Below are 19,680 nucleotides of genomic sequence, written 5' to 3'. Positions count from 1 at the left end.
GAATCACCATTGTTGTTGTTGATTGGGCCGGGGCGCGGAAGTTTCCGGGTGCCCTGGCTGGCCGGTCTGCTGCCGGTGGTGGCGCTATCCTATGTGGGCAAGCTTTCAGCCAGCTTTCGGCTGGTGCCAGGCGACGGGAGGTCGTTTCGATGGTGGATGTCGAAGAAGGCGGGTGCCATTGCGGTGCCCTGCGTTATCGCTTGTCGGGCGCCCTGGGCGATGTCGCCCATTGCCATTGCTCGATCTGCCGGCGGGTCAGCGGGGGCACTCTGGTGACCTGGGTCACCCTGCCCTTCGAGGCTTTCCAGTGGCTGGCGGGCTCACCGCAGCGCTACATGGCGCCGGAAACCTGCAGTCGGTACTTCTGTGGCAGTTGCGGGGCGCACGTGGCACTGGTGACGGCCCATAGCCCGGATTCGATCGACGTAACCGTGGCGACGCTGGATCACCCGGAGCGGGTGCCGGCCAATCGGCATATCTGGGTGGGGAGCCGCTTGCCGTGGTTGCAGGTGGATCAAGGGTTGCCGGAGGAAGACGAGGAAAACCTGTAGGGCATTGTGCTGCCTCTTCTGGCCCTATCGCCATGTACTAGGGCAGCTGCAACCCCCCGGCCGCCTTGTGCAACGCCCGAAGGTGCTCGCCCACCTGCTTGATATTGGCCTCCACGGCTTTGATCTCCCTGCCCCGCTCGGGCCCCAGCAGCGCCCTCACCTGCTGGTCGAGGTCGGTACTCAGGCGCAGCAGCTGCGCCTGGCGCTCGCTGCTCACCTGCTCCAGTTGCTTGCGCTCGTCCGGCTGCGGCAGGCCGTAGCCCCCTGCCCCGAGCAACTCCGCCGGGCGACTGAGGAAGCCGCTGTTGGCCAGCATCGCCTGCAAGGTTTCGTTGGCTTTGTCGAAGCTGCCGTCCTTGAGCGCCCGCCCGTTCAGGTAGCGTTGCTTGACCTCATCCTGGGCCAGCAGCAGCTGGCGCCGTAGCCCGGCCTGTTCGAGCAGCAGCAAGGCCGCGCTGGTGCGCAGGTCGGCGCGGTCGAACCACTGGCGGCGCTGCTCGGCGTCCAGCGCCAACCAGCCTTCCACCGTCGTCTGTTTGATTGGTAGCTGCTTGCGCAGTACCTCGAACATCGCCTGGTAGCGGTCGCGGTAAGAGTCGAAGCGATAGCCCAGGCGCAGCGCTTCGCGTGGGTCGTCGAGCACGCTGGTATCAGCCAGTCCCCTGCCCTTCATGACCTCGAGCAGCCCGTTGGGCATGATGCTGTCCAGGTCGTTCAGGCGTGCATTACCGGTGCCGCTGCGCAGCAGCTTGAGCGACTCCACGGCGCAGTTGTTGGACAGGAAGTAGTAGTTGCCGTCGTAGCTCCAGTGCATCTCGGCGGCCTGGCGCACCAGGTTTTCGATCTCGGCGCGGCTGAGCTTGAGCGGTACCGAGGCCAGGCTGCGCAGCTCGGTCTTGGTGTACTCGTCGATCACCTGCCCCAACGGCAGCACGAACAGCCGCGACGGGTAGGCGCCGACCAGCCCGTCCCAGCTGGACAGCTGCACATCGTTGACGAAGGCGCGGTATGACAGCACCAGGCTCTGGTCGAGGTCCAGGCGACAGGCCGGCCCGCGTGGGCGACCCGGGGCGCAGATCACCAGGCGCAGCATGCTGTGGCCCCAGCGGCTGACCCAATTCTGGTTGGCTTCGGCCAGCAAGTAGTCGACCTCGTAGACCCGCTCCGGGTCGATCTCACCCAAGGGTTGGCGGGCGAAGTCGTTGCCGGCGTTGAGGAACGGCAGGCCCTTGGCGCATGCATCTTGTTGCGGCGCCCAGTCGAAGTGGTCGCGCAGGTACTGGTTCAGCGCCGGGCGGCGACAGGCGTAGCTGGGGTCGAGGAGGAAGTACTCCATGTTGACCGCGACAAACTCCTTCGGGCTGCTCAGCTCGTAGGGATCCGGGCTGCGCACCAGCTGGCCATTGTGCTGCTCGCGCTCGCCGCGCCGGCCGACGTACTGCGGCCAGCCGGCCAGGTCCAGCAGGCGCGGGTCGTCGCTCAAGGTGAAGCGGCGTTCGGCCTGGCCGCGACAGTCCTGCGGCAGGCCGACCTTGCCAAGCGCGTCCTGCTGGCGCTTGCAGCGGCTGATCAGCTGGCGCTCGGCCTGCGGCCAAAGGCGGGCGCGGTCATAGATATGGGTCAGCTCGTGGAGCACGGTGGCGAGCAGTTCTTCGCGGACCGTCCCATGGGGGCGGTTGGTCTTCTCGCGGGCGGCGCTGCCGTCAACGAGGCCCGGCAGCAGGCGCTGGTTGAGATCCAGGCTGGCGACCGGCGAGGCCTGGCCATAGGCATCCTCGGGCATGCGCGAGGTCCAGCTGACCAGGATCTGCCGGTCGAGCTGCTGCTTGAAGCGCGGTGGCAACTTGGCCATGGCTTCGTCGAGCAGCAGTTGGCTGGCCTGCTGTTGCGAAGGGTCGAGGCCGTCGGTCTGCAGCATCAGTTGCAGATCGGCCAGGGCGGGCGTGCCAAGCAGCGTCAGGGCGCAGCCCAGCAGCCAGGCACGCATGCGCTTCACAGGGCGAGGATGGCTTCGGCCAGCACCTGGTCGCTGGCGTCGCGGGCTTCGGGCACGCGGGCGCGCAGGGTGTCGAAGGCGGCTTCGAGCTGCGCGCCGCGGATGTCGCCATTGCTGGCGACGAAGCTGGCGGCGTCGTCGTGGGCTTCACGCACCAATTTCGAATCACGGATCGAGGTGGTGGTGTCGGAGGTGAAGTCGATCGACCGGCCAAAGGCGCGGACGATGATATTGCTGGTGGCCACCAGGGTGTGTGCCTGGGCCAAGTCGGCTAGCAGCAGCATACCGAGGGTGGCGGCGATCAGCGGTTTACGCATGGAGCATCTCCGGAAATACAAGGGAGCGGGTGTAATTATTGGACGAGTATCGCCTCGGCCAGTTCACGGTCGCCGACAGAGTGCCGGGCGCAGCCTTGGCGCAGAGCGTCGAACGCCGCCTCCAGGCGCGCGCCACGGATCAGGCCGTCGCTGGCGACGAACACGGCGGCATCGTCACGGGCCGCGACGATCCGTTTGCGGTCGAAGGGGGCGGCCGTCACCTGGCTGGTGACGTAGCCCGTGATGACCAGGCTCTGGGTGGTGGCATCCATCGCATGGGCGCTGTTCATACAGGTCAGGGCGACAAGGGAAAGCAATAGGTAACGCATGGGCTTTGAAGTGGCGATTGTCTCGGGCTGCGAAGGCTATCCCGGATGCACGGTTCGGGGCCAGTGAATCCGGGGTAAGGGCAGGGTCAGATGGCGAGGATGGCGCGCGCCAGCTGCGCATCGCTGGCTTGCAGGGCCGGCAGCTGCTGGCGGATGTGCACGAATGCGCTTTCCAGCTTGGCGCCGCGTATGGCGCCATCGCTACCGACGAAGCTGGCGGCATCGTCACGGGCGGCCTTGACGATCTTGTCGTCGCGGAACGAGGAGGAGATATCGGACGTGGCGTCGGTCGAGGCGGCTACGGCGCCGACGACGGCATCGGTGGTGACGACGAAGCTGGTGGCGTTTGCGGCACCGGCGAGGGACAGCAGCAAGGCGGCGCCAATCAGGTGATAACGGGACATGTTGGTGGACTCCTGCACAGGGTCAAGGGTGGTTCTGGTTATCGGACGCTCGCTTGGCTCGTCACGGTACTTTATATGCCAGGCGCGTAAGACAAGCGTAACACGCGGCGGTTCTGACGCCTGGGCGCGAAAAACAGATCAAATCGTAACTGTATCTATAGAATTTTATTTTTATAAAACTGTTACGCTTGCGTGCGCAAGTGCTCTACTGCGCGGCTTAAAACAAAAAACCCGCCGCAGTTGCCTGCGGCGGGTTCTTGAGAATTCACGGTGCCGGCCTGGGCCGGCGGCCGGCGCTTAGCGCCAGAAAGGCTTGCTCAGCTCTTCGTAGCGCTGCGACTCGCTGATACCGGCATCGGCCAGCAGGCGGGAGTCCAGGCGCGCCAGCTGGCGGCGGCTGGCCATGCGGCGCTGCCACAGTACCAGGGTGGACAGGACGCGCAGCGGCAGGGCGGCGTTGGAAGCTTGGGCGTTTTCAAAAACCAGGTCGGAACTGAGGGTACGTTCCATGATGTGTCATCCTTCCGCTTGTGGCGGCATTAGGGAGTGATTTAACTGGTGCCCATCTTCCTCCTCTCTCGTCCAGAACAGTAGGTACAGTTCAGGTGTATTGTGATGGGCCAGTTAACTGTTGAAAGCGACTGTTGCACCGGTTATTGAGGGAACTGTACTGGTGCGCACTTTTTTGGTGCGGTTTTGTGGTGTCGGCAGGGAAATGGTCGGCAGGAAGGGAGGTATATAGCAGTACAGTAGTACAGTTTTTGATGGGTGCTGGGTTCAAAGTGTTCAGCGATACAGTTGCGGCGCTTGTGATATCGAGCGCCGCCCGCGCGGCTATGGCGCGCGTAGCGGCTTCGGGTGTATCAGACCGACAATGCTGCCCGCCGTGCACGCTCAGCCTTGCCCAGCAGCCGCTTCATCCGCCATTCGAAGCCGAACGTCAGCGCCACCGCCGCGCAGGCCAGACCCAGGGCCAGCCCCCACCAGATACCCTGTGCACCGCCACCGAAGGTGAAGGCGAATAGCCAGGCACTTGGCGCACCCACAAGCCAGTAGCACACCAGGCCAATCAGGAACGTGGTCTTGGCGTCCTTCAGCCCGCGGATCGAACCCATGGCAATGGTCTGCACGCCATCGAACAGTTCGAACCACGCCGCCACCATCACCAATTGCACTGCCAGCATGAAGATAGCGGCGAAGGCCGGGTCGTTGCGGTCGATGAACAGCCCGACCAGGGCATCCGGCAGCAACCAGAACAGTGCGGCGAAGGCGAACATCAGCGATGCGCCAAAGCCAATGCCCACGCGCCCGGCGCTACGGGCCGCCAGCAAGTTGCCGGCGCCGTAGTAAAGGCCAACGCGCATGGTCACCGCATAGGAAAGGCCCGTCGGCACCATGAACGCGGTGGAGACGATCTGCAGGGCGATCTGGTGCGCCGCCAGCTCCGTGCTGCCGAGCACGCCCATGCACAGGGCGGCAAAGGCGAACAAGCCCACTTCGACCATATAGGTGCCGCCGATCGGCAGGCCCAGCCGCCACAGCTCGCGCAGTGCCGGCAGGGAAGGGCGCAGCAGGCCCTTGCGCAGCGGGTAGGCGGCATAGGCCTTGTGCCAGCGGATATACAGTGCGAGCGCGATGGCCATGCCCAGGGTCACCACCGCCGTGACCAGGCCGATCCCCATCAGGCCCAGCTTGGGCAGGCCGAACATGCCCTCGATCAGGGCGTGGTTGAACAAGTAGTTGAACACCGTGCCCACCAGGCTGATGACCATCACCGGTGTGGAGTGGCCCAGGGCGCTGGTAAAACCGCGCAGGGCCATGAACGTCATGTAGCCGGGCAGGGCAAGCGGCAGCAGGGTCAGCAACTGCATCGCCGAGTCGACGTTCTCCGGTTTCTGGCCGAACAGCAGTAGCACCGGCTTGAGGTTCCACATCACCAGCGCCGAGACCAGCGCCAGGCCCCAGGCCAGCCACAGGCCGCTCTGCGCCAGGCGGGTGACGCCCTCGATGTCGTTGGCGCCCTTGCGGATGGCCACCAGCGTGCCGACCGCGGCGATCACGCCCAGGCAGAAGATCGACACGAACGAATAGCTTGCCGCGCCCAGGCCGCCACCGGCCAGGGCCTGCGGGCTGATGCGGGCCATCATCAGGGTGTCGGTGAGCACCATTAGCATGTGCGCCAACTGCGAGGCGATCAGCGGCCCGGCCAGGCGCAGCAAAGCCTTGAGTTCGGTGGTGGGCGCGACGTGCATGGGGGCGGTCCTTGTTGGTGATTCTGGAAGCGAGCCGTCGATTCTGAGGCTTCGGTCAGCTTTGCACAAAAGGATAAATGCGATCAGTGCCATGAGTATGGCTCATGCCTGTATGATCCTCTGCACCGGCCCAGCTCCCGTATGACAGGTGCATCATGATCCGCCAACTGCCTCCGCTCTATGCGCTGCGCGCATTTGAAGCCGCTGCTCGGCTGAGCTCGTTTACCCGTGCCGGCGAAGAGCTGGCGATTACCCAGAGCGCGGTCAGCCGGCATATCCGCACCCTGGAGGAGCATTTCGCCTGCCGCCTGTTCGTGCGCAATGGTCGCAGCCTGCAGCTGACCGAAGCCGCGCGCATGTTGCTGCCCGGTGTGCGTGATGGTTTTGCTTCCCTGGAGCGGGCCTGCGAAACCTTGCGCGGTGAAGATGACATCCTGCGCATGAAAGCCCCCTCGACCCTGACCATGCGCTGGCTGCTGGCGCGCCTGAGTCGCTTCCGCCATCTGCAGCCGGGCAACGAGGTGCAACTGACCAGCGCCTGGATGGATGTCGACCATGTCGACTTCAACCAGGAGCCGTTCGACTGCGCGGTGCTGCTCAGTGATGGCAGCTTCCCGGCGGACTGGGAAGTGCGCCGGTTGTTTTCCGAGTTGCTGATTCCGGTGGGTGCTCCGGACCTGCTTGATGAAGCGCCCTGGGACGAACGGCGCCTGGCCGGCATCGAGTTGCTGCACCCCACACCGGACAAGCGCGACTGGCGGGCCTGGCTGGCGCGCATGGGCCTGACCGACAAGGTCTCGCTCAAGGGCGGGCAGGTGTTCGACACCTTGGAGCTGGGCATGATCGCCGCCGCGCGGGGCTACGGGATCTCCATGGGCGACCTGCTGATGGTGGCCGAGGATGTGGCGCAGCGGCGGTTGAGCCTGCCCTGGCCGACCGCGGTGGCCAGTGGCATGGACTACTACCTGGTGTGGCCACGGACCCGGCCGGGCGGGGAGCGCTTGCGCAGGCTCAGCGTATTTCTGCAGGAGGAGGCGGAGGCGATGGATTTGCCGGCTGTGCAGATCCTTTCGCCGCAGGGCTAGCAATGTTCGAAAAGCCACGGAAAGAAAACGTTTGCGAATATCCCGGCCCCACACTCAAGTATTTCCTACAGACGCCGATCAACTTGCACCAGCGTCCCGGAAGAGGACGCGATTCCCCGTTGATAGGAAGCGGGCGGTCAGCGTGATCAGGACGATCCCGGCCTCTTGCCAGGAGCCTTGCCATGTCTCAACCGCGTGCCCGAATCGCCTCGCAGCTCGGGATCGCCCTCGCCATAGTGCTGGCGCTGGTGATCACCGGTAGTACCCTGTTCGCCCTGCGTTCGCTGGACGACGCCAACCTCACCACCCGTCAGGCGCACCTGGCCAGCGAGGCGCGGCTGCTGGCCGACCAGCTCGACACCTTTCATGGCTCGCTCAAGGACAACACCCAGCGTTTGAGCGGCCTGTTCGAGCGCCGGTTCGCCACCGGCCTGGCGCTGCACGCGGGGGAAACGGTCAGCGTCGCAGGCGCCGCGACGCCCGCGTTGTACCTGGGTGATCACCTGCTGAACAACGATTTCCACCAGGTCGACGAGTTCCAGCAGATGACCGCCGGCGTCGCGACCCTGTTCGTGCGCAGCGGCGACGACTTCGTGCGCATCAGCACCAGCCTGACCAAGCAGGACGGCAGCCGCGCCATCGGCACCCAGCTCGACCGCCAGCATCCGGCCTATCCGAAACTGATGGCCGGGCAGACCTACGTCGGCCGCGCCGTGTTGTTCGACCGCAACTACATGACCCGCTACGTGCCGGTGCGCGATGGCAGTGGCCGGGTGATCGCGGTGCTGTTCGTCGGCTTCGACTACACCGACGCGCAGAATGCCCAGTTCGCCAACCTCAAGCGTTTCCGCATTGGCCAGACCGGCTCGCTGGCGTTGCTGGACGAGCAGGGCAAGTGGCTGGTGCCACCGGCCGAGGTGCGTGACGGCGAGGCGGCGGCCCAGGCGATCAAGGCGATCACGCCGGGGGCAGGGCGGTTCTGGAGCAGTGCTGGCGAGCAACTGTTCAGTGTCACCGAGCCGTTCGCCGAAGGCCCTTGGACCGTGGTGGCAAGCATGCCCGAGGGCGAAATCCGCGAAGTGACCTGGAGCGTCGGCCTGCGCCTGGCCATTGGCAGCCTGCTGGCGATGTTGCTGGCCGTGGCCGCGACTCTCTGGCTGCTGCGCCGCAAACTGCGCCCGCTCGGCGACCTGGTGCGCCAGGCAGAGGCTCTGGGTGCCGGCGACCTCAACGCCCGCCTGAGCGTCACCAGCCATGACGAGATCGGCCAGCTCGCCCGCAGCTTCAACCAGATGGGCGATGCGCTGGCGACCATGGTCGAGCATATCCGCAGCGCCTCCGACCAGGTCAGTGGCCGCGCCCGCTCGCTGTCGGGTCTGTCGTCCGGCGCCTGCGAGGGCATGGACCAGCAGTCCGGCGAGATCACCAGCATGGCCGGCGCGGTGGAGGAGTTCAGCGCCACCTCGATGAACATTGCCGACAACATGGCCGGGACCGAGCGCATGGCCCGCGACAACGCCCAACAGACCCGAATCGGTCGCAGCGCCATGGACGAAGCCTCGGTTTCCCTGCGGCAGATCGCCGAAGCACTGGGTGGAACCGCCAGTGTGATGGACACCTTGGGCGCTCGCTCGCAGGAGATCGGCGGCATAGTCGGCGTGATCACCTCGATTGCCGAGCAGACCAACCTGCTGGCGCTTAATGCCGCCATCGAAGCGGCCAGGGCTGGCGAGCAGGGCCGGGGTTTCGCCGTGGTCGCCGACGAGGTGCGCGGCCTGGCCGCGCGCACCCGCCAGGCCACCGACGAGATCTCGGGCATGATCGCCAGCATCCAGCAGCAGACCGGCCATGCCATCAGCACGCTGGAGCAGGGTAACCAGCTGATGCAGGAAGGCCTGGCGCGCAACGACAAGGTGGCCGAAGCCCTGGCGCGCATCGACGAGCAGAGCCGGGTCGCGGGCGAGCAGTTCGCGGTGATCAGCACCGCGACCCAGGAGCAGAGCAGCACCGCGACGGTGCTCAGCCGCAATCTGCAAAGCATCGCCCAGGCCAACAGCGAGCAGCGAGATGTGGCCAATGAGCTGGCCACGACGGCCCGCGAACTGGAAGGTCTGGCGGGGCAGTTGCGCCAGGAAGTGGATCGGTTCCGAGTGGGCCGCTAAGACTTACGCGGCAAGCCTGCTCCCACCGACCCTGTGGGAACGGGCTTGCCCGCGATGACGTTTATAGCGCCGACAGCCCCAACGCCTGCGCACACGCCTGCAACGACCTACGCTCGCTTTGCGCATACAGCGCCAATTCATCCTGCACCTTCAGCCCCAGCGCCTGCTCGAAGGCCTCGCGGTTGGCATTGCTGCCGTAGTCGGCCTGGCCATCATCCCCCAGGTTGGACTGGAAGATCCCCGCCGCACTCACCGGCAGGAAGTCTTCGTACACCAGCGCCTCGTAATGCACATGCCCGGCGTCGATCAGCCCTTGCAGGGTAGTGGGGCGGCCGGGCTGCCCGCGCGCCGCCAGCCCCTTGTCGGTGGCGAAATAGCGGAAGTAGGCCAGCCCTTGTTCGCGCATCTGCCCCAGGTCGTCCGGAAATTCGGCGAAATGCTCGGCGAGCAGGGTCATGTAGCGTTCGGCATTGGCCTCGGCCGGCGCGCCGCCGAGGGCCGCGCGGGTCGCGTCCAGCAGACGGTCGTACAGCTGGCGCCCCTTGGGTGTCAGCGCCGCGCCGCGTTGTTCGATCTCGCCGAAGCGCGCCGTGTGGCTGCCCTGGGCATCGCTGAAAGCGACCTTTTCCTGCAGGGCCTTGAAGCTGGTCTGGCGCAGCAGGATCGGCTGGCGACGGGTGGGCGGCCCCTCGACCACGGCCTTGGGTGGGATGCCCTTGGCCGGCATGCCGAGCTGGATGGCGTCGATGTCCAGGGTGCGCGGGGTCAGGTGGTTGATGTGGGGGCCTTTGAACGCCACCACATCAGCGATCAGGCGGTGTTGGTCGTGCAGTTGCTGGTACTGCTCGGCAGTGACGGTGGCGTCCTGGTGCCAGCGGAATGTGTGCAGCGCTTCCTGGACGAAGGTCTCGGCATCGCTCGCGTTCAGGCCACCATCGCGTTCGCATTGGACGATCAGTTCCAGCACACGGGAGGTGAAGATCTGCCGCTTGTCGAGAATGCCCTGGGCCAGTTTGCGCAGTTGCGGGTTGTGGATAAGTTCCAGGCGCAGCAGCGAAGTGAACACCCGAAACGGGCTGACATGCAGCGACTGCTCATGCACGGCGCGGAACGCGGTGGAATGTACCGGTACGCCGGCCGAGCTCAGGTCGTAGTAGCCGACCGGCGCCATGCCCATGACCGCGAACAGCCGGGCGATGGTGGCGAGCTCCTCGGCGGTGCCCACGCGGATGGCGCCATGGCGCTCCTGGTCGAGGCGTTCGATCTCGCCGGTCCAGCGCAGGGCCTCAGCCACCTTGGGCTGCGCGGCCATGACCTGCCGGTTGGTTTCGCTCACCAGTTCAAGCAGCGTGCCGTACAGGGGGACTTCCTGCTTGTACATGAGCGACATGGCGGCAGAGAACTGCGCACGGATGCTGTCGGGGCTGACGAAATCGTGGGCGGGCATCGCAAGCTTCCTGGGTGAGTGGAGGACACTTACATGAAAGCTGGGAATGGAGATGCCGTACAAGCGAAAAAAAGTGCGGGTTTCATTCCTTTTTTGATCGACCTTGACGACTCCATAGCGGGGCAAGCCCGCTCTCACGATGGCGTCAGTGTTCGCGCCGCTGGATCTGCTCGGCAACCCACTCCACCAACGCCCGCACCTTGGGCACTTCCGCCGCATGTTCGGCATACGCCAGGTAATGCGCGCCATTGCTTTTCATCGCATGGTCCCAGGCCAGCACCAGGGCGCCCTCGGCCAGCTCTTTGGCCACCAGGTAACTGGGCACCAATGCCACCCCGCAGCCGGCCTGCGCCGCGCTCAACGCCATGTAGAAGGTATCGAAGCGCGGCCCATGATAGCTGTTGTCGGTATGCAGCCCTTGCTCCAGGAACCATTCGTGCCATGCCTGCGGTCGCGAGGTGCTCTGCAGCAGCACCAGCTCCGCCACCGCGCCGGCGTCAGGCAGCGTGCGCCCTTGCAACAGCTCCGGCGCGCACACCGGCACCACTTCTTCGCCGAACAGCTCGATGCAGGTCGCCCCGGGCCAGGTGCCTTGGCCATAGAAGAACACCACGTCGGCCGAGCCCTGCAGCAGGGCGAAAGGTTCCATCTCGTTGCGGATGTCCAGGTGCAGGTTGGGGTGGCGCTTGCCGAAGCCCTTGAGGTGCGGGATCAGCCAGCGCACGCCGAAACTCGGTTGAGTGGCTACCTTCAATACTTCGGTCTGCGAGCCGTAGCTCAGGACATAGCGGCTGGACATATCCACCTGGGTGAGGATCTTGTTCACCTCGGCCAGGTACAGGCTGCCGGCCGGCGTCAGTTGCAGGCGGCGGCGGATGCGCAGGAACAGGTGATGGCGCAGCATCTCCTCTAGCTGCGCCACTTGCTTGCTCACCGCGCTCTGCGTCAGGTGCAGTTCCTCGGCGGCGCGGGTGAAGCTCAGGTGACGGGCTGCGGCCTCGAAGCACTGCAGGGCGGTCATGGACGGTACCAGGCGTTTGGACATAAGCGGTCTCGGCGGCTGAAATCATTACCTGGTGGAATGATATGCGGAATAAAGGTCGTTTGTTGCACCCGAGTAATCGGATTAATACTGACCCACGACATTTTCAACCCCTTCACCCGATGTAAGGAGAAGCACGATGGTTGCTGGATTGCTCGAGCGCCTTGGCGTTGCCGCCGCGGCTCACACCCAGGGCGATTACCCTGTCCATACCCCCATCGACGGCAGCCAGATCGCCTCGGTGAAGTTGCTCGGCAAGGCCGACACCGTTGCCCGCATCGACCAGGCGCAACAGGCCTTCGAAGCCTGGCGCAGCGTGCCGGCCCCTCGTCGTGGCGAGCTGGTGCGCCTGTTCGGCGAGGTGCTGCGCGAGCACAAGGCCGACCTCGGCGAGCTGGTGTCCATCGAAGCAGGCAAGATCACCCAGGAAGGCCTGGGCGAAGTGCAGGAAATGATCGATATCTGCGACTTCGCCGTCGGCCTGTCGCGCCAGCTGTACGGCCTGACCATCGCCTCCGAACGTCCGGGCCACCATATGCGCGAAACCTGGCACCCGCTGGGCGTGGTCGGGGTGATCAGCGCCTTCAACTTCCCGGTGGCGGTGTGGGCGTGGAATACCGCGCTGGCGCTGGTGGCGGGTAACGCGGTGGTGTGGAAGCCGTCCGAGAAGACCCCGCTCACCGCGTTGGCGTGCCAGGCGCTGTTCGACAAAGCGCTGAAAGCCTTCGGCGATGCCCCTGCAGGCATAGCGCAACTGGTGATCGGTGGCCGTGACGCCGGCGAAGCTCTGGTCGACGATTCACGCGTGGCCTTGGTCAGTGCCACCGGCAGCACCCGCATGGGCCGCGAAGTGGGCCCCCGTGTGGCGGCGCGTTTCGGCCGCAGCATCCTCGAACTGGGTGGCAACAACGCGATGATCCTGGCTCCGAGCGCTGACCTCGACCTGGCCGTGCGCGGCATCCTGTTCTCTGCCGTGGGCACCGCTGGCCAGCGCTGCACCACCCTGCGCCGGCTGATCGTGCACCGTTCGATCAAGGACGACGTGGTCGCCCGTGTCAAAGCCGCCTACGGCAAGGTGCGCATCGGTGACCCGCGCAAGGACAACCTGGTCGGCCCGCTGATCGACAAGCAGTCGTTCGATGCCATGCAGGGCGCGCTGGCCAAGGCCCGCGACGAAGGTGGGCAGGTATTCGGTGGCGAGCGCCAGCTCGCCGAGCAGTACCCGAACGCCTACTACGTGTCGCCGGCCATTGCCGAGATGCCGGCCCAGAGCGAGGTGGTGCGCCACGAGACCTTCGCGCCGATCCTCTACGTGCTGGCCTACGACGACTTCGAAGAGGCCCTGCGCCTGAACAACGAAGTGCCGCAAGGCCTGTCGTCGTGCATCTTCACCACCGACCTGCGCGAGGCCGAACGTTTCCAGAGCGCCGCGGGCAGCGACTGCGGCATCGCCAACGTCAACATCGGCACCAGCGGCGCGGAGATCGGCGGGGCGTTCGGTGGCGAGAAGGAAACCGGCGGTGGCCGTGAGTCTGGTTCGGATGCCTGGAAAGGCTACATGCGTCGCCAGACCAACACCGTGAACTACTCTCGCGAATTGCCGCTGGCGCAAGGGATCGTGTTCGACTGATGATCGTCGCGGGGGCTTTGCCCCAGTTTCGCCGGCAAGCCGGCTCCCACAGCGACCGCGTCGATCTCTGTGGGAGCCGGCTTGTCGTGGCGACGAACCGCGACGATGGGCCGCAACAAGAATAAAATTTGCTGGAGCCGATCATGTCCGAACTGCGTCAAGAATGCTTGTGGGAACACGTCACCCAGCCGACCGTTGCCGCCCAGGCCCTGGCCGGCGAGCACAAGGCCGATGTCTGCGTGATCGGCGGCGGCATCACCGGCCTGTCGGCGGCCATCCATCTGCTGGAGCAGGGCAAGTCGGTGATCCTGCTGGAGGCCTGGAAGATCGGCCATGGCGGCTCCGGGCGCAACGTCGGCCTGGTCAACGCCGGCACCTGGATCCGCCCCGACGACGTCGAGGCCACCCTCGGGCACAAGCAGGGCGGACGCCTGAACAAGGTGCTCGGCGATGCGCCGGGCGAAGTGTTCGCCATGATCGAGCGCCTGGGTATCGACTGCCAGGCCCGGCACCAGGGCACGCTGCACATGGCACACAATGCCACCGGCATCGCCGACCTCGAAGCCCGCCACCAGCAGTGGACCCGGCGCGGCGCCGACGTCGAGCTGCTGACCGGCGCGCAATGCCAGGAATACTGCGGTACCGACAAGATTTCCGCCGCGCTGCTCGACCGCCGCGCCGGCACCATCAACCCCATGGGTTACACCCAGGGCCTGGCCGCTGCCGTGACCCGGCTGGGCGGCAAGCTGTTCCAGCAGTCCGCGGTCGAAGGCCTGGCGCGCGATGGCGATGCCTGGCGGGTGCGCACAGCACAGGGCGCAGTGCGTGCCGACAAGGTGGTGATCTCCACCGGTGCCTACACCGAAGGCGATTGGAGCAACCTGCAGAAGCACTTCTTCCGCGGCTACTACTACCAGGTCGCTTCCAAGCCGTTGCACGGCGCCGCCGCCGACCAGGTCCTGCCCCATGGCCAAGGCTCGTGGGACACCCGCACGGTGCTCAGCAGCATCCGCCGCGACGAACAGGGCCGGCTGCTGCTCGGCAGCCTCGGCCGGGTCGACAACAAGCCAGCCTGGTTCGTGCGCAGCTGGGCCGACCGCATCCAGAGCCACTACTACCCGGCGCTGGGCAAGGTCGAATGGGAGATGCACTGGACCGGCTGCATCGACTTCACTCCGGACCACCTGATGCGCCTGTTCGAACCGGCGCCGGGGCTGGTGGCGGTCACCGGCTACAACGGGCGGGGCAACACCACCGGGACGGTGATCGGCCGGGCCTTTGCGGAATTTCTGCTCAAGGATGACCCGGACAGCCTGCCGATTCCGTTCTCGCCGATGAGGCCGGTGAGCGCGCCATCGTTGCGCACGGCGTTCTACGAGTCGGGGTTCTCGCTGTATCACGCCGGGCAGTGCCTGCGGGTGGTGCTGTAATCGCTATCGCGGCGGCCCGACTTGCGCCGCGACAGGCTCACTTATGCAGCCAGCTCAGGAACCCGCCTTTCTTCACCACCGCCGGCTTCTGCAACAACAGCGACTCGCGCTTCTGCCGCCGGAACCGTTGCAGTTTGGTCAGTGCCGACTTCACATCGCCGCTTTCGGCCAGGCAACCACGCACCTGTTCCTTGTCGATGCGATACAGCATGCAGCCACTCAAGGCACGAAACTCGACAGGCGAGGCTTCGTCATCCACCAGGCCCTCGAGCCCGAGCACCTCGCCGGGCCCCATGCGGCCACCCTCGATAAGCCGCTCGCCATCGCGAACAGACGCCAGCACCACGCCGCGGCTGATCAGCAGCACATGCTCCGAGCGCTCGCCGATGTCGAGGATCACCTGGTCAGCGAGGTATTCCACCGTGGTCATGCGCTGGCTCAGGGCGTCACGCTCTTCGTTGCTCAGCGAACGGAACACCCGCACTTCGTCCAGCAGCTCGCGCTGGCGGCTGCGCACCGGGGCGCCCAGCTCGGTGTTCCAGGTCACGCCGCTGGCTTCCAGGTGGCGGTGGGCGAGGTCGAACAACTGGTTGCGCACTTCGGTCTTGCGCGACATCTCGGCGATGAAGCCGCTGGCCTCGTACTCCACTGACTCCAGTGTCGAAGCCTTTACCGTGACCTTGGGCGCCGGCTTGTCCAGCAGGATGCTGGTGCCTTGCAGGGTTTTCTCCAGCGCGTCGAACACCCGTTGCGGGCGCACCTTGGCCGGCACCACAACGCTGATCGACACCCCGTGCACCTCGGCCGGGCGGCTGAAGTTGAGGATCTTGGCCTTGGCCGCCACCGAGTTGGGGATCACCGCCAGGCTGCTGTTGCCAGTGATCAGCCGGGTGGCCCGCCAGTCGATATCGACCACCTTGCCCTCGGTGCCGTCGATGGAGATCGCGTCGCCGATCTGGTAGGGCCGCGTGGTGTTCAGCACGATCCCCGAGAATACGTCGGCCAGGGTGCTCTGCAGCGCCAGGCCGATGACGATGGCCATGACCCCTGAGGTGGCCAGCAGCCCCTTGACTGGCAGTTGCATCACATAGGCCGCTGCAGCCACCACCGCGGCGAGGAAGATCAATGCCCCCAGCACATCCTGCAGCAGGCGCCCACCGTGACTGCCGCGGGCCACCAGCAATTGGCCGAACACCACGGTCACCGTGCGCGCGCCAAACAGCCACCAGCCGATCGCCAGCACCGTGGCCATCAGGTTGCGTGACACGTCGTCGGCCCAGGGTGGCGGTTGCAGCGGGCTCATGCCGGCCGTCAGCAACACCGCGCTGAACAACAGGAAGATCACCAGCCGCGTGGCGATGCGCCAGACCCTGTGCTGCAGCGGGATCAGCTGCCAGAGCAACAAGTCGAAGAAGATCAGCAAGGTGCCGAGCAACAGCGGGTACGACTGGATGAACGCCAGCATGGTGGTCTCGGTGCAGGGGAGGGCTGTGGGTAGTAATAGAGCAGGTTGGGGTGGCGGGCAATGTCTGGATGCGACTTGCCCCGTGATAAGGCCAGAACAGGCAATTCCAATCTATCGTTCGTAAAATAGAACGCTAAAGCCAAATTTCACTATCTACCGCCAAAAAGGTCCTGGTTTTAATCTTCTCCCATCAACGCGAAACACCTAAACCACTGAAGATCGAAACCCAAGGAGAACCGGCAATGAACAACTTCAAATACAACCGCCTGAACAAAGACGACGCCGCCGTACTGCTGGTCGACCACCAGGCCGGCCTGCTGTCCCTGGTCCGCGACATCGAGCCGGACCGCTTCAAGAACAACGTACTGGCCCTGGCCGACCTGGCCAAGTACTTCAACCTGCCGACCATCCTCACCACCAGCTTCGAGCAAGGCCCCAACGGCCCGCTGGTGCCGGAACTCAAAGAGCTGTTCCCGGATGCCCCGTACATTGCCCGCCCCGGCCAGATCAACGCCTGGGACAACGAAGATTTCGTCAAGGCAGTGAAGGCCACCGGCAAGAAGCAGCTGATCATTGCCGGCGTGGTGACCGAAGTGTGCGTGGCCTTCCCGGCCCTGGCGGCCCTTGAAGAAGAGTTCGATGTGTTCGTGGTCACCGACGCCTCCGGCACCTTCAACGAAATGACCCGCGACGCTGCCCACGACCGCATGAGCCAGGCCGGTGCCCAGCTGATGACCTGGTTCGGCGTGGCCTGTGAGCTGCACCGCGACTGGCGCAACGATGTCGAAGGGCTGGCGGCGCTGTTCTCCAACCACATCCCTGATTACCGCAACCTGATCACCAGCTACAACGCCCTGACCGCCGGCAAGTAAGCCGCTCCGCCAGGCACCGGCCCGGTGCCTGGCCCCACCCCTTTCAGGTACGCCGCGATGAACGACAGCACCGTGGTCACGCTGGTCATCCAGCACAAGGTCCGCGCCGAAGCCCTGGCACGCTATGAAACCTGGCTGCGCCACACCGTCGGCGTGGCCCGTCGGCAACCGGGCCATCTGGACGTCAACGTGATTCGCCCTGACGACGGTGGTCGCCAGTTCACCACCGTGGTGCGCTTTGCCGAGGCCAGCCAGCTGCAGGCCTGGGTCGACTCCACCGAGCGCCAAGCGCTGGTGGCCGAAGTGCTGCCGCTGCTGGAGGAGGGCGATCAGACCCAGGTGCATGACGATCCGGAGTTCTGGTTCACCCCAAGCGCTACAGGCGCTTCGCAGCCACCGCGTTGGAAGCAGGCTGTGCTCACTTACCTGGTGATCTGCCCGATGACCCTGGTCATTCCGCAATTACTGGCGCCGCTGTTTGCCCGCTATCCGCTGTTGGGTGGCCAGATCACCGGCAACTTGATCACCAACCTGTTCGTCATCCTGCCCGTGGTGTTCTGCATCATGCCTTGGGTGACCCGCCGCTGTGCAGGCTGGCTGCGCCGCTGAGCGACCGCCGTGATCCATTGCTAGCCTTCAACCGCCTGCCGATCACCCACCCGGACGGAGAGCACCATGAGCCAGGACCCTACCGACCAGAGCCGCCGCAAGTTCCTTGCCACCAGCACCGTGCTCGGTGCCGCCGGCGCGCTGTGGAGCGCATTGCCGTTCACCGATTCCGCCCATGCCGCCCTTTCAGGAGATCCCATGAACGCCGACCTCATTTTGTTCAATGGCAAGTTGCACACCGTTGACCGCGAGAAACCCACCGCCAGCGCCGTCGCCATCAAGGACGGCAAGTTCCTCGCAGTGGGCAGCGATGCCGAAGCCATGGCCCACAAGGGCGCCGCTACTCAGATCATCGACCTCAAACAGCGCACGGTCATCCCGGGCCTGAACGACTCGCACCTGCACCTGATCCGCGGCGGCCTGAACTACAACCTCGAACTGCGATGGGAAGGCGTACCGTCCCTGGCCGACGCCCTGCGCATGCTCAAGGACCAGGCCGAGCGCACGCCGAGCCCGCAGTGGGTGCGCGTGGTTGGTGGCTGGAACGAATTCCAGTTCGCCGAAAAGCGCATGCCCACCTTGCAAGAGATCAACCAGGCCGCGCCGGACACCTCGGTATTCCTGCTGCACCTGTACGACCGCGCCTTGCTCAACCGCGCCGCGCTCAAGGCCGTGGGCTACACCAAGGACACGCCGAATCCGCCGGGTGGCGAGATCCAGCGTGACAAGTTCGGCAACCCCACCGGCATGCTCATCGCAAGGCCCAATGCCACGATCCTCTACGCCACCCTGGCCAAGGGACCGAAGCTGCCGCTGGAGTACCAGGTCAACTCCACCCGCCAGTTCATGCGCGAGCTCAACCGCCTCGGCCTGACCAGCGCCATCGATGCCGGCGGCGGCTACCAGAACTACCCGGACGACTACCAGGTGATCCAGGAACTGGCCGACAACGACCAGCTGACCGTGCGCATTGCCTACAACCTGTTCACCCAGAAGCCCAAGGAAGAGCTCACCGACTTCAAGAACTGGACGCAGAAGGTCAAACCGGGCGACGGCAGCGACTTCTTCCGCCACAACGGTGCCGGCGAGATGCTGGTGTTCTCCGCCGCCGACTTCGAGGACTTCCTCGAGCCGCGCCCGGACCTGCCGCAGACCATGGAGCAGGAGCTGGAGCCGGTGGTGCGCCACCTGGTCGAGCAGCGCTGGCCGTTCCGCCTGCACGCCACCTACGACGAGTCGATCTCGCGCATGCTCGACGTGTTCGAGAAGGTCAACCGCGACATTCCGTTCAATGGCCTGCCATGGTTCTTCGATCATGCCGAGACCATCACCCCGCAGAACATCGAGCGGGTGCGGGCGCTGGGCGGGGGCATCGCCATCCAGGACCGCATGGCCTTCCAGGGTGAATACTTCGTCGATCGCTACGGCGCCAAGGCCGCCGAGCACACCCCGCCGATCAAGCGCATGCTCGACATGGGCGTGCCGGTGGGGGCCGGTACTGACGCGACCCGGGTGTCCAGCTACAACCCGTGGACGTCGCTGTACTGGATGGTCAGCGGCAAGACTGTCGGTGGCCTGGAGCTGTACCCGGAGGGCTTGAGCCGCGAGACCGCGCTGCAGCTGTTCACCCATGGCAGTGCCTGGTTCTCCAGCGAGCAGGGCAAGAAGGGGCAGATCAAGGTCGGCCAGCTGGCGGACCTGGCGGCGTTGTCGTTGGACTTCTTCAGCGTCGATGAAGAGGCGATCAAGGGCATCGAGTCGGTGCTCACTGTTGTCGACGGCAAGGTGGTGTACGGCGCCGCCGAGTTCAACACGCTGGGCCCGGCGCAGGTGCCGGTGTTGCCCGAGTGGTCGCCGGTGGCCAAGGTCCCGGGGCACTGGCGCGCCGGGGCACCGATGGCGGCGGCCTTGCACCAGTGCGTGGGGCCGTGCGGGGTGCATGCTCACAGCCATGAGAAAGCGCGGCACTCCAGTGTGCCGGTGAGCGATTACCAGGGCTTCTGGGGCGCATTGGGCTGTTCCTGCTTCGCCTTCTGATGGCCTGATCGCGGAGCAGGTCGGGTCGCCGCATCGCCGCTCCCACGCAAGG

17 protein-coding genes and 1 pseudogene are annotated in these 19,680 nt (G+C 65.4%); 9 read left to right on the top strand and 9 right to left on the bottom strand.

The annotated features are described in order from the left end of the window. Positions 1-149 precede the first annotated feature (149 nt). Positions 150-551: a GFA family protein gene (locus C3F42_RS16635; RefSeq protein WP_104444650.1), complete on the top strand. Its 402-nt coding sequence runs from the start codon at positions 150-152 to the stop codon at positions 549-551. A 37-nt stretch (positions 552-588) separates the two neighbouring features. On the opposite strand, the gene C3F42_RS16630 is transcribed toward C3F42_RS16635, so the two are convergent. From C3F42_RS16630 to C3F42_RS16605, 6 genes are all read right to left on the bottom strand, one after another. Beyond that, a complete protein-coding gene (locus tag C3F42_RS16630) occupies positions 589-2,547 on the bottom strand; it encodes a DUF4105 domain-containing protein (protein WP_104444649.1) in 1,959 nt (652 codons plus the stop codon). Then, a complete protein-coding gene (locus C3F42_RS16625) occupies positions 2,544-2,864 on the bottom strand; it encodes a DUF2388 domain-containing protein (protein ID WP_038707122.1) in 321 nt (106 codons plus the stop codon). Before C3F42_RS16625 ends, C3F42_RS16630 begins: the two co-directional genes overlap by 4 nt. Positions 2,865-2,899: 35 nt before the next feature. Then, complete coding sequence (locus C3F42_RS16620; protein ID WP_104444648.1) at positions 2,900-3,193, bottom strand: DUF2388 domain-containing protein; 294 nt, start codon at positions 3,191-3,193, stop codon at positions 2,900-2,902. Between the two features lie 86 nt (positions 3,194-3,279). After that, the gene (locus tag C3F42_RS16615) at positions 3,280-3,597 is read right to left on the bottom strand and encodes a DUF2388 domain-containing protein (protein ID WP_046853647.1); all 318 of its coding nucleotides are present in this window, start codon (positions 3,595-3,597) and stop codon (positions 3,280-3,282) included. A 297-nt stretch (positions 3,598-3,894) separates the two neighbouring features. Further along, positions 3,895-4,107: a DUF1127 domain-containing protein gene (locus C3F42_RS16610; protein ID WP_011531561.1), complete on the bottom strand. Its 213-nt coding sequence runs from the start codon at positions 4,105-4,107 to the stop codon at positions 3,895-3,897. A 353-nt stretch (positions 4,108-4,460) separates the two neighbouring features. Further along, on the bottom strand, positions 4,461-5,849 hold the full coding sequence (locus C3F42_RS16605) for a NorM family multidrug efflux MATE transporter (RefSeq protein ID WP_038707124.1): 1,389 nt from the start codon (positions 5,847-5,849) through the stop codon (positions 4,461-4,463). Between the two features lie 155 nt (positions 5,850-6,004). On the opposite strand from C3F42_RS16605, the gene C3F42_RS16600 reads away from it, so the two are divergent. The 3 genes and pseudogenes from C3F42_RS16600 (at position 6,005) to C3F42_RS30315 (ending at position 9,096) form a co-directional block, all read left to right on the top strand. After that, positions 6,005-6,934: a LysR substrate-binding domain-containing protein gene (locus tag C3F42_RS16600; protein ID WP_038707125.1), complete on the top strand. Its 930-nt coding sequence runs from the start codon at positions 6,005-6,007 to the stop codon at positions 6,932-6,934. A 182-nt stretch (positions 6,935-7,116) separates the two neighbouring features. Beyond that, positions 7,117-8,181 (top strand): annotated as a pseudogene (locus tag C3F42_RS30320) (Cache 3/Cache 2 fusion domain-containing protein); the annotation flags it as partial. 45 nt (positions 8,182-8,226) lie between these two features. Then, the gene (locus C3F42_RS30315; RefSeq protein ID WP_371920595.1) at positions 8,227-9,096 is read left to right on the top strand and encodes a methyl-accepting chemotaxis protein; all 870 of its coding nucleotides are present in this window, start codon (positions 8,227-8,229) and stop codon (positions 9,094-9,096) included. Between the two features lie 61 nt (positions 9,097-9,157). Here C3F42_RS30315 and C3F42_RS16590 read toward each other — a convergent pair whose 3' ends face one another. Both C3F42_RS16590 and C3F42_RS16585 read right to left on the bottom strand, forming a co-directional pair. Beyond that, positions 9,158-10,543, bottom strand: a complete 1,386-nt coding sequence (locus C3F42_RS16590; RefSeq protein ID WP_094010775.1) for a VOC family protein — start codon at positions 10,541-10,543, stop codon at positions 9,158-9,160. 145 nt (positions 10,544-10,688) lie between these two features. Next, positions 10,689-11,588: a LysR family transcriptional regulator gene (locus C3F42_RS16585; protein ID WP_094010774.1), complete on the bottom strand. Its 900-nt coding sequence runs from the start codon at positions 11,586-11,588 to the stop codon at positions 10,689-10,691. A gap of 136 nt (positions 11,589-11,724) precedes the next feature. Here C3F42_RS16585 and C3F42_RS16580 point away from each other — a divergent pair, with 136 nt between their 5' ends. Continuing rightward, the gene (locus C3F42_RS16580; RefSeq protein ID WP_094010773.1) at positions 11,725-13,215 is read left to right on the top strand and encodes an aldehyde dehydrogenase family protein; all 1,491 of its coding nucleotides are present in this window, start codon (positions 11,725-11,727) and stop codon (positions 13,213-13,215) included. Positions 13,216-13,358: 143 nt separating this feature from the next. Beyond that, positions 13,359-14,645 (top strand): FAD-binding oxidoreductase, encoded by a 1,287-nt coding sequence (locus C3F42_RS16575; protein ID WP_104445319.1) that lies wholly within the window; start codon positions 13,359-13,361, stop codon positions 14,643-14,645. Positions 14,646-14,682: 37 nt separating this feature from the next. Here the strand turns inward: C3F42_RS16575 and C3F42_RS16570 are convergent, their stop codons facing one another. Further along, positions 14,683-16,110, bottom strand: a complete 1,428-nt coding sequence (locus C3F42_RS16570) for a mechanosensitive ion channel family protein (protein WP_038707130.1) — start codon at positions 16,108-16,110, stop codon at positions 14,683-14,685. Positions 16,111-16,352: 242 nt separating this feature from the next. Here C3F42_RS16570 and ycaC point away from each other — a divergent pair, with 242 nt between their 5' ends. From ycaC to C3F42_RS16555, 3 genes are all read left to right on the top strand, one after another. Continuing rightward, positions 16,353-16,982 carry an isochorismate family cysteine hydrolase YcaC gene (gene ycaC / locus C3F42_RS16565; RefSeq protein WP_046853656.1) on the top strand — a complete coding sequence of 210 codons (630 nt, stop codon included), beginning with the start codon at positions 16,353-16,355 and terminating at the stop codon, positions 16,980-16,982. A 57-nt stretch (positions 16,983-17,039) separates the two neighbouring features. Next, complete coding sequence (locus C3F42_RS16560) at positions 17,040-17,591, top strand: antibiotic biosynthesis monooxygenase (RefSeq protein ID WP_104444647.1); 552 nt, start codon at positions 17,040-17,042, stop codon at positions 17,589-17,591. A 66-nt stretch (positions 17,592-17,657) separates the two neighbouring features. Then, positions 17,658-19,628: an amidohydrolase gene (locus tag C3F42_RS16555; RefSeq protein WP_158659571.1), complete on the top strand. Its 1,971-nt coding sequence runs from the start codon at positions 17,658-17,660 to the stop codon at positions 19,626-19,628. Positions 19,629-19,680 lie beyond the last annotated feature (52 nt).

Source organism: Pseudomonas sp. PONIH3 (assembly GCF_002934345.1).
GTDB classification, from domain to species: Bacteria; Pseudomonadota; Gammaproteobacteria; order Pseudomonadales; family Pseudomonadaceae; genus Aquipseudomonas; species Aquipseudomonas soli.
Note: the sequence above shows the minus strand (reverse complement) of the source record. Positions and strands in the feature narration are given on the sequence as shown.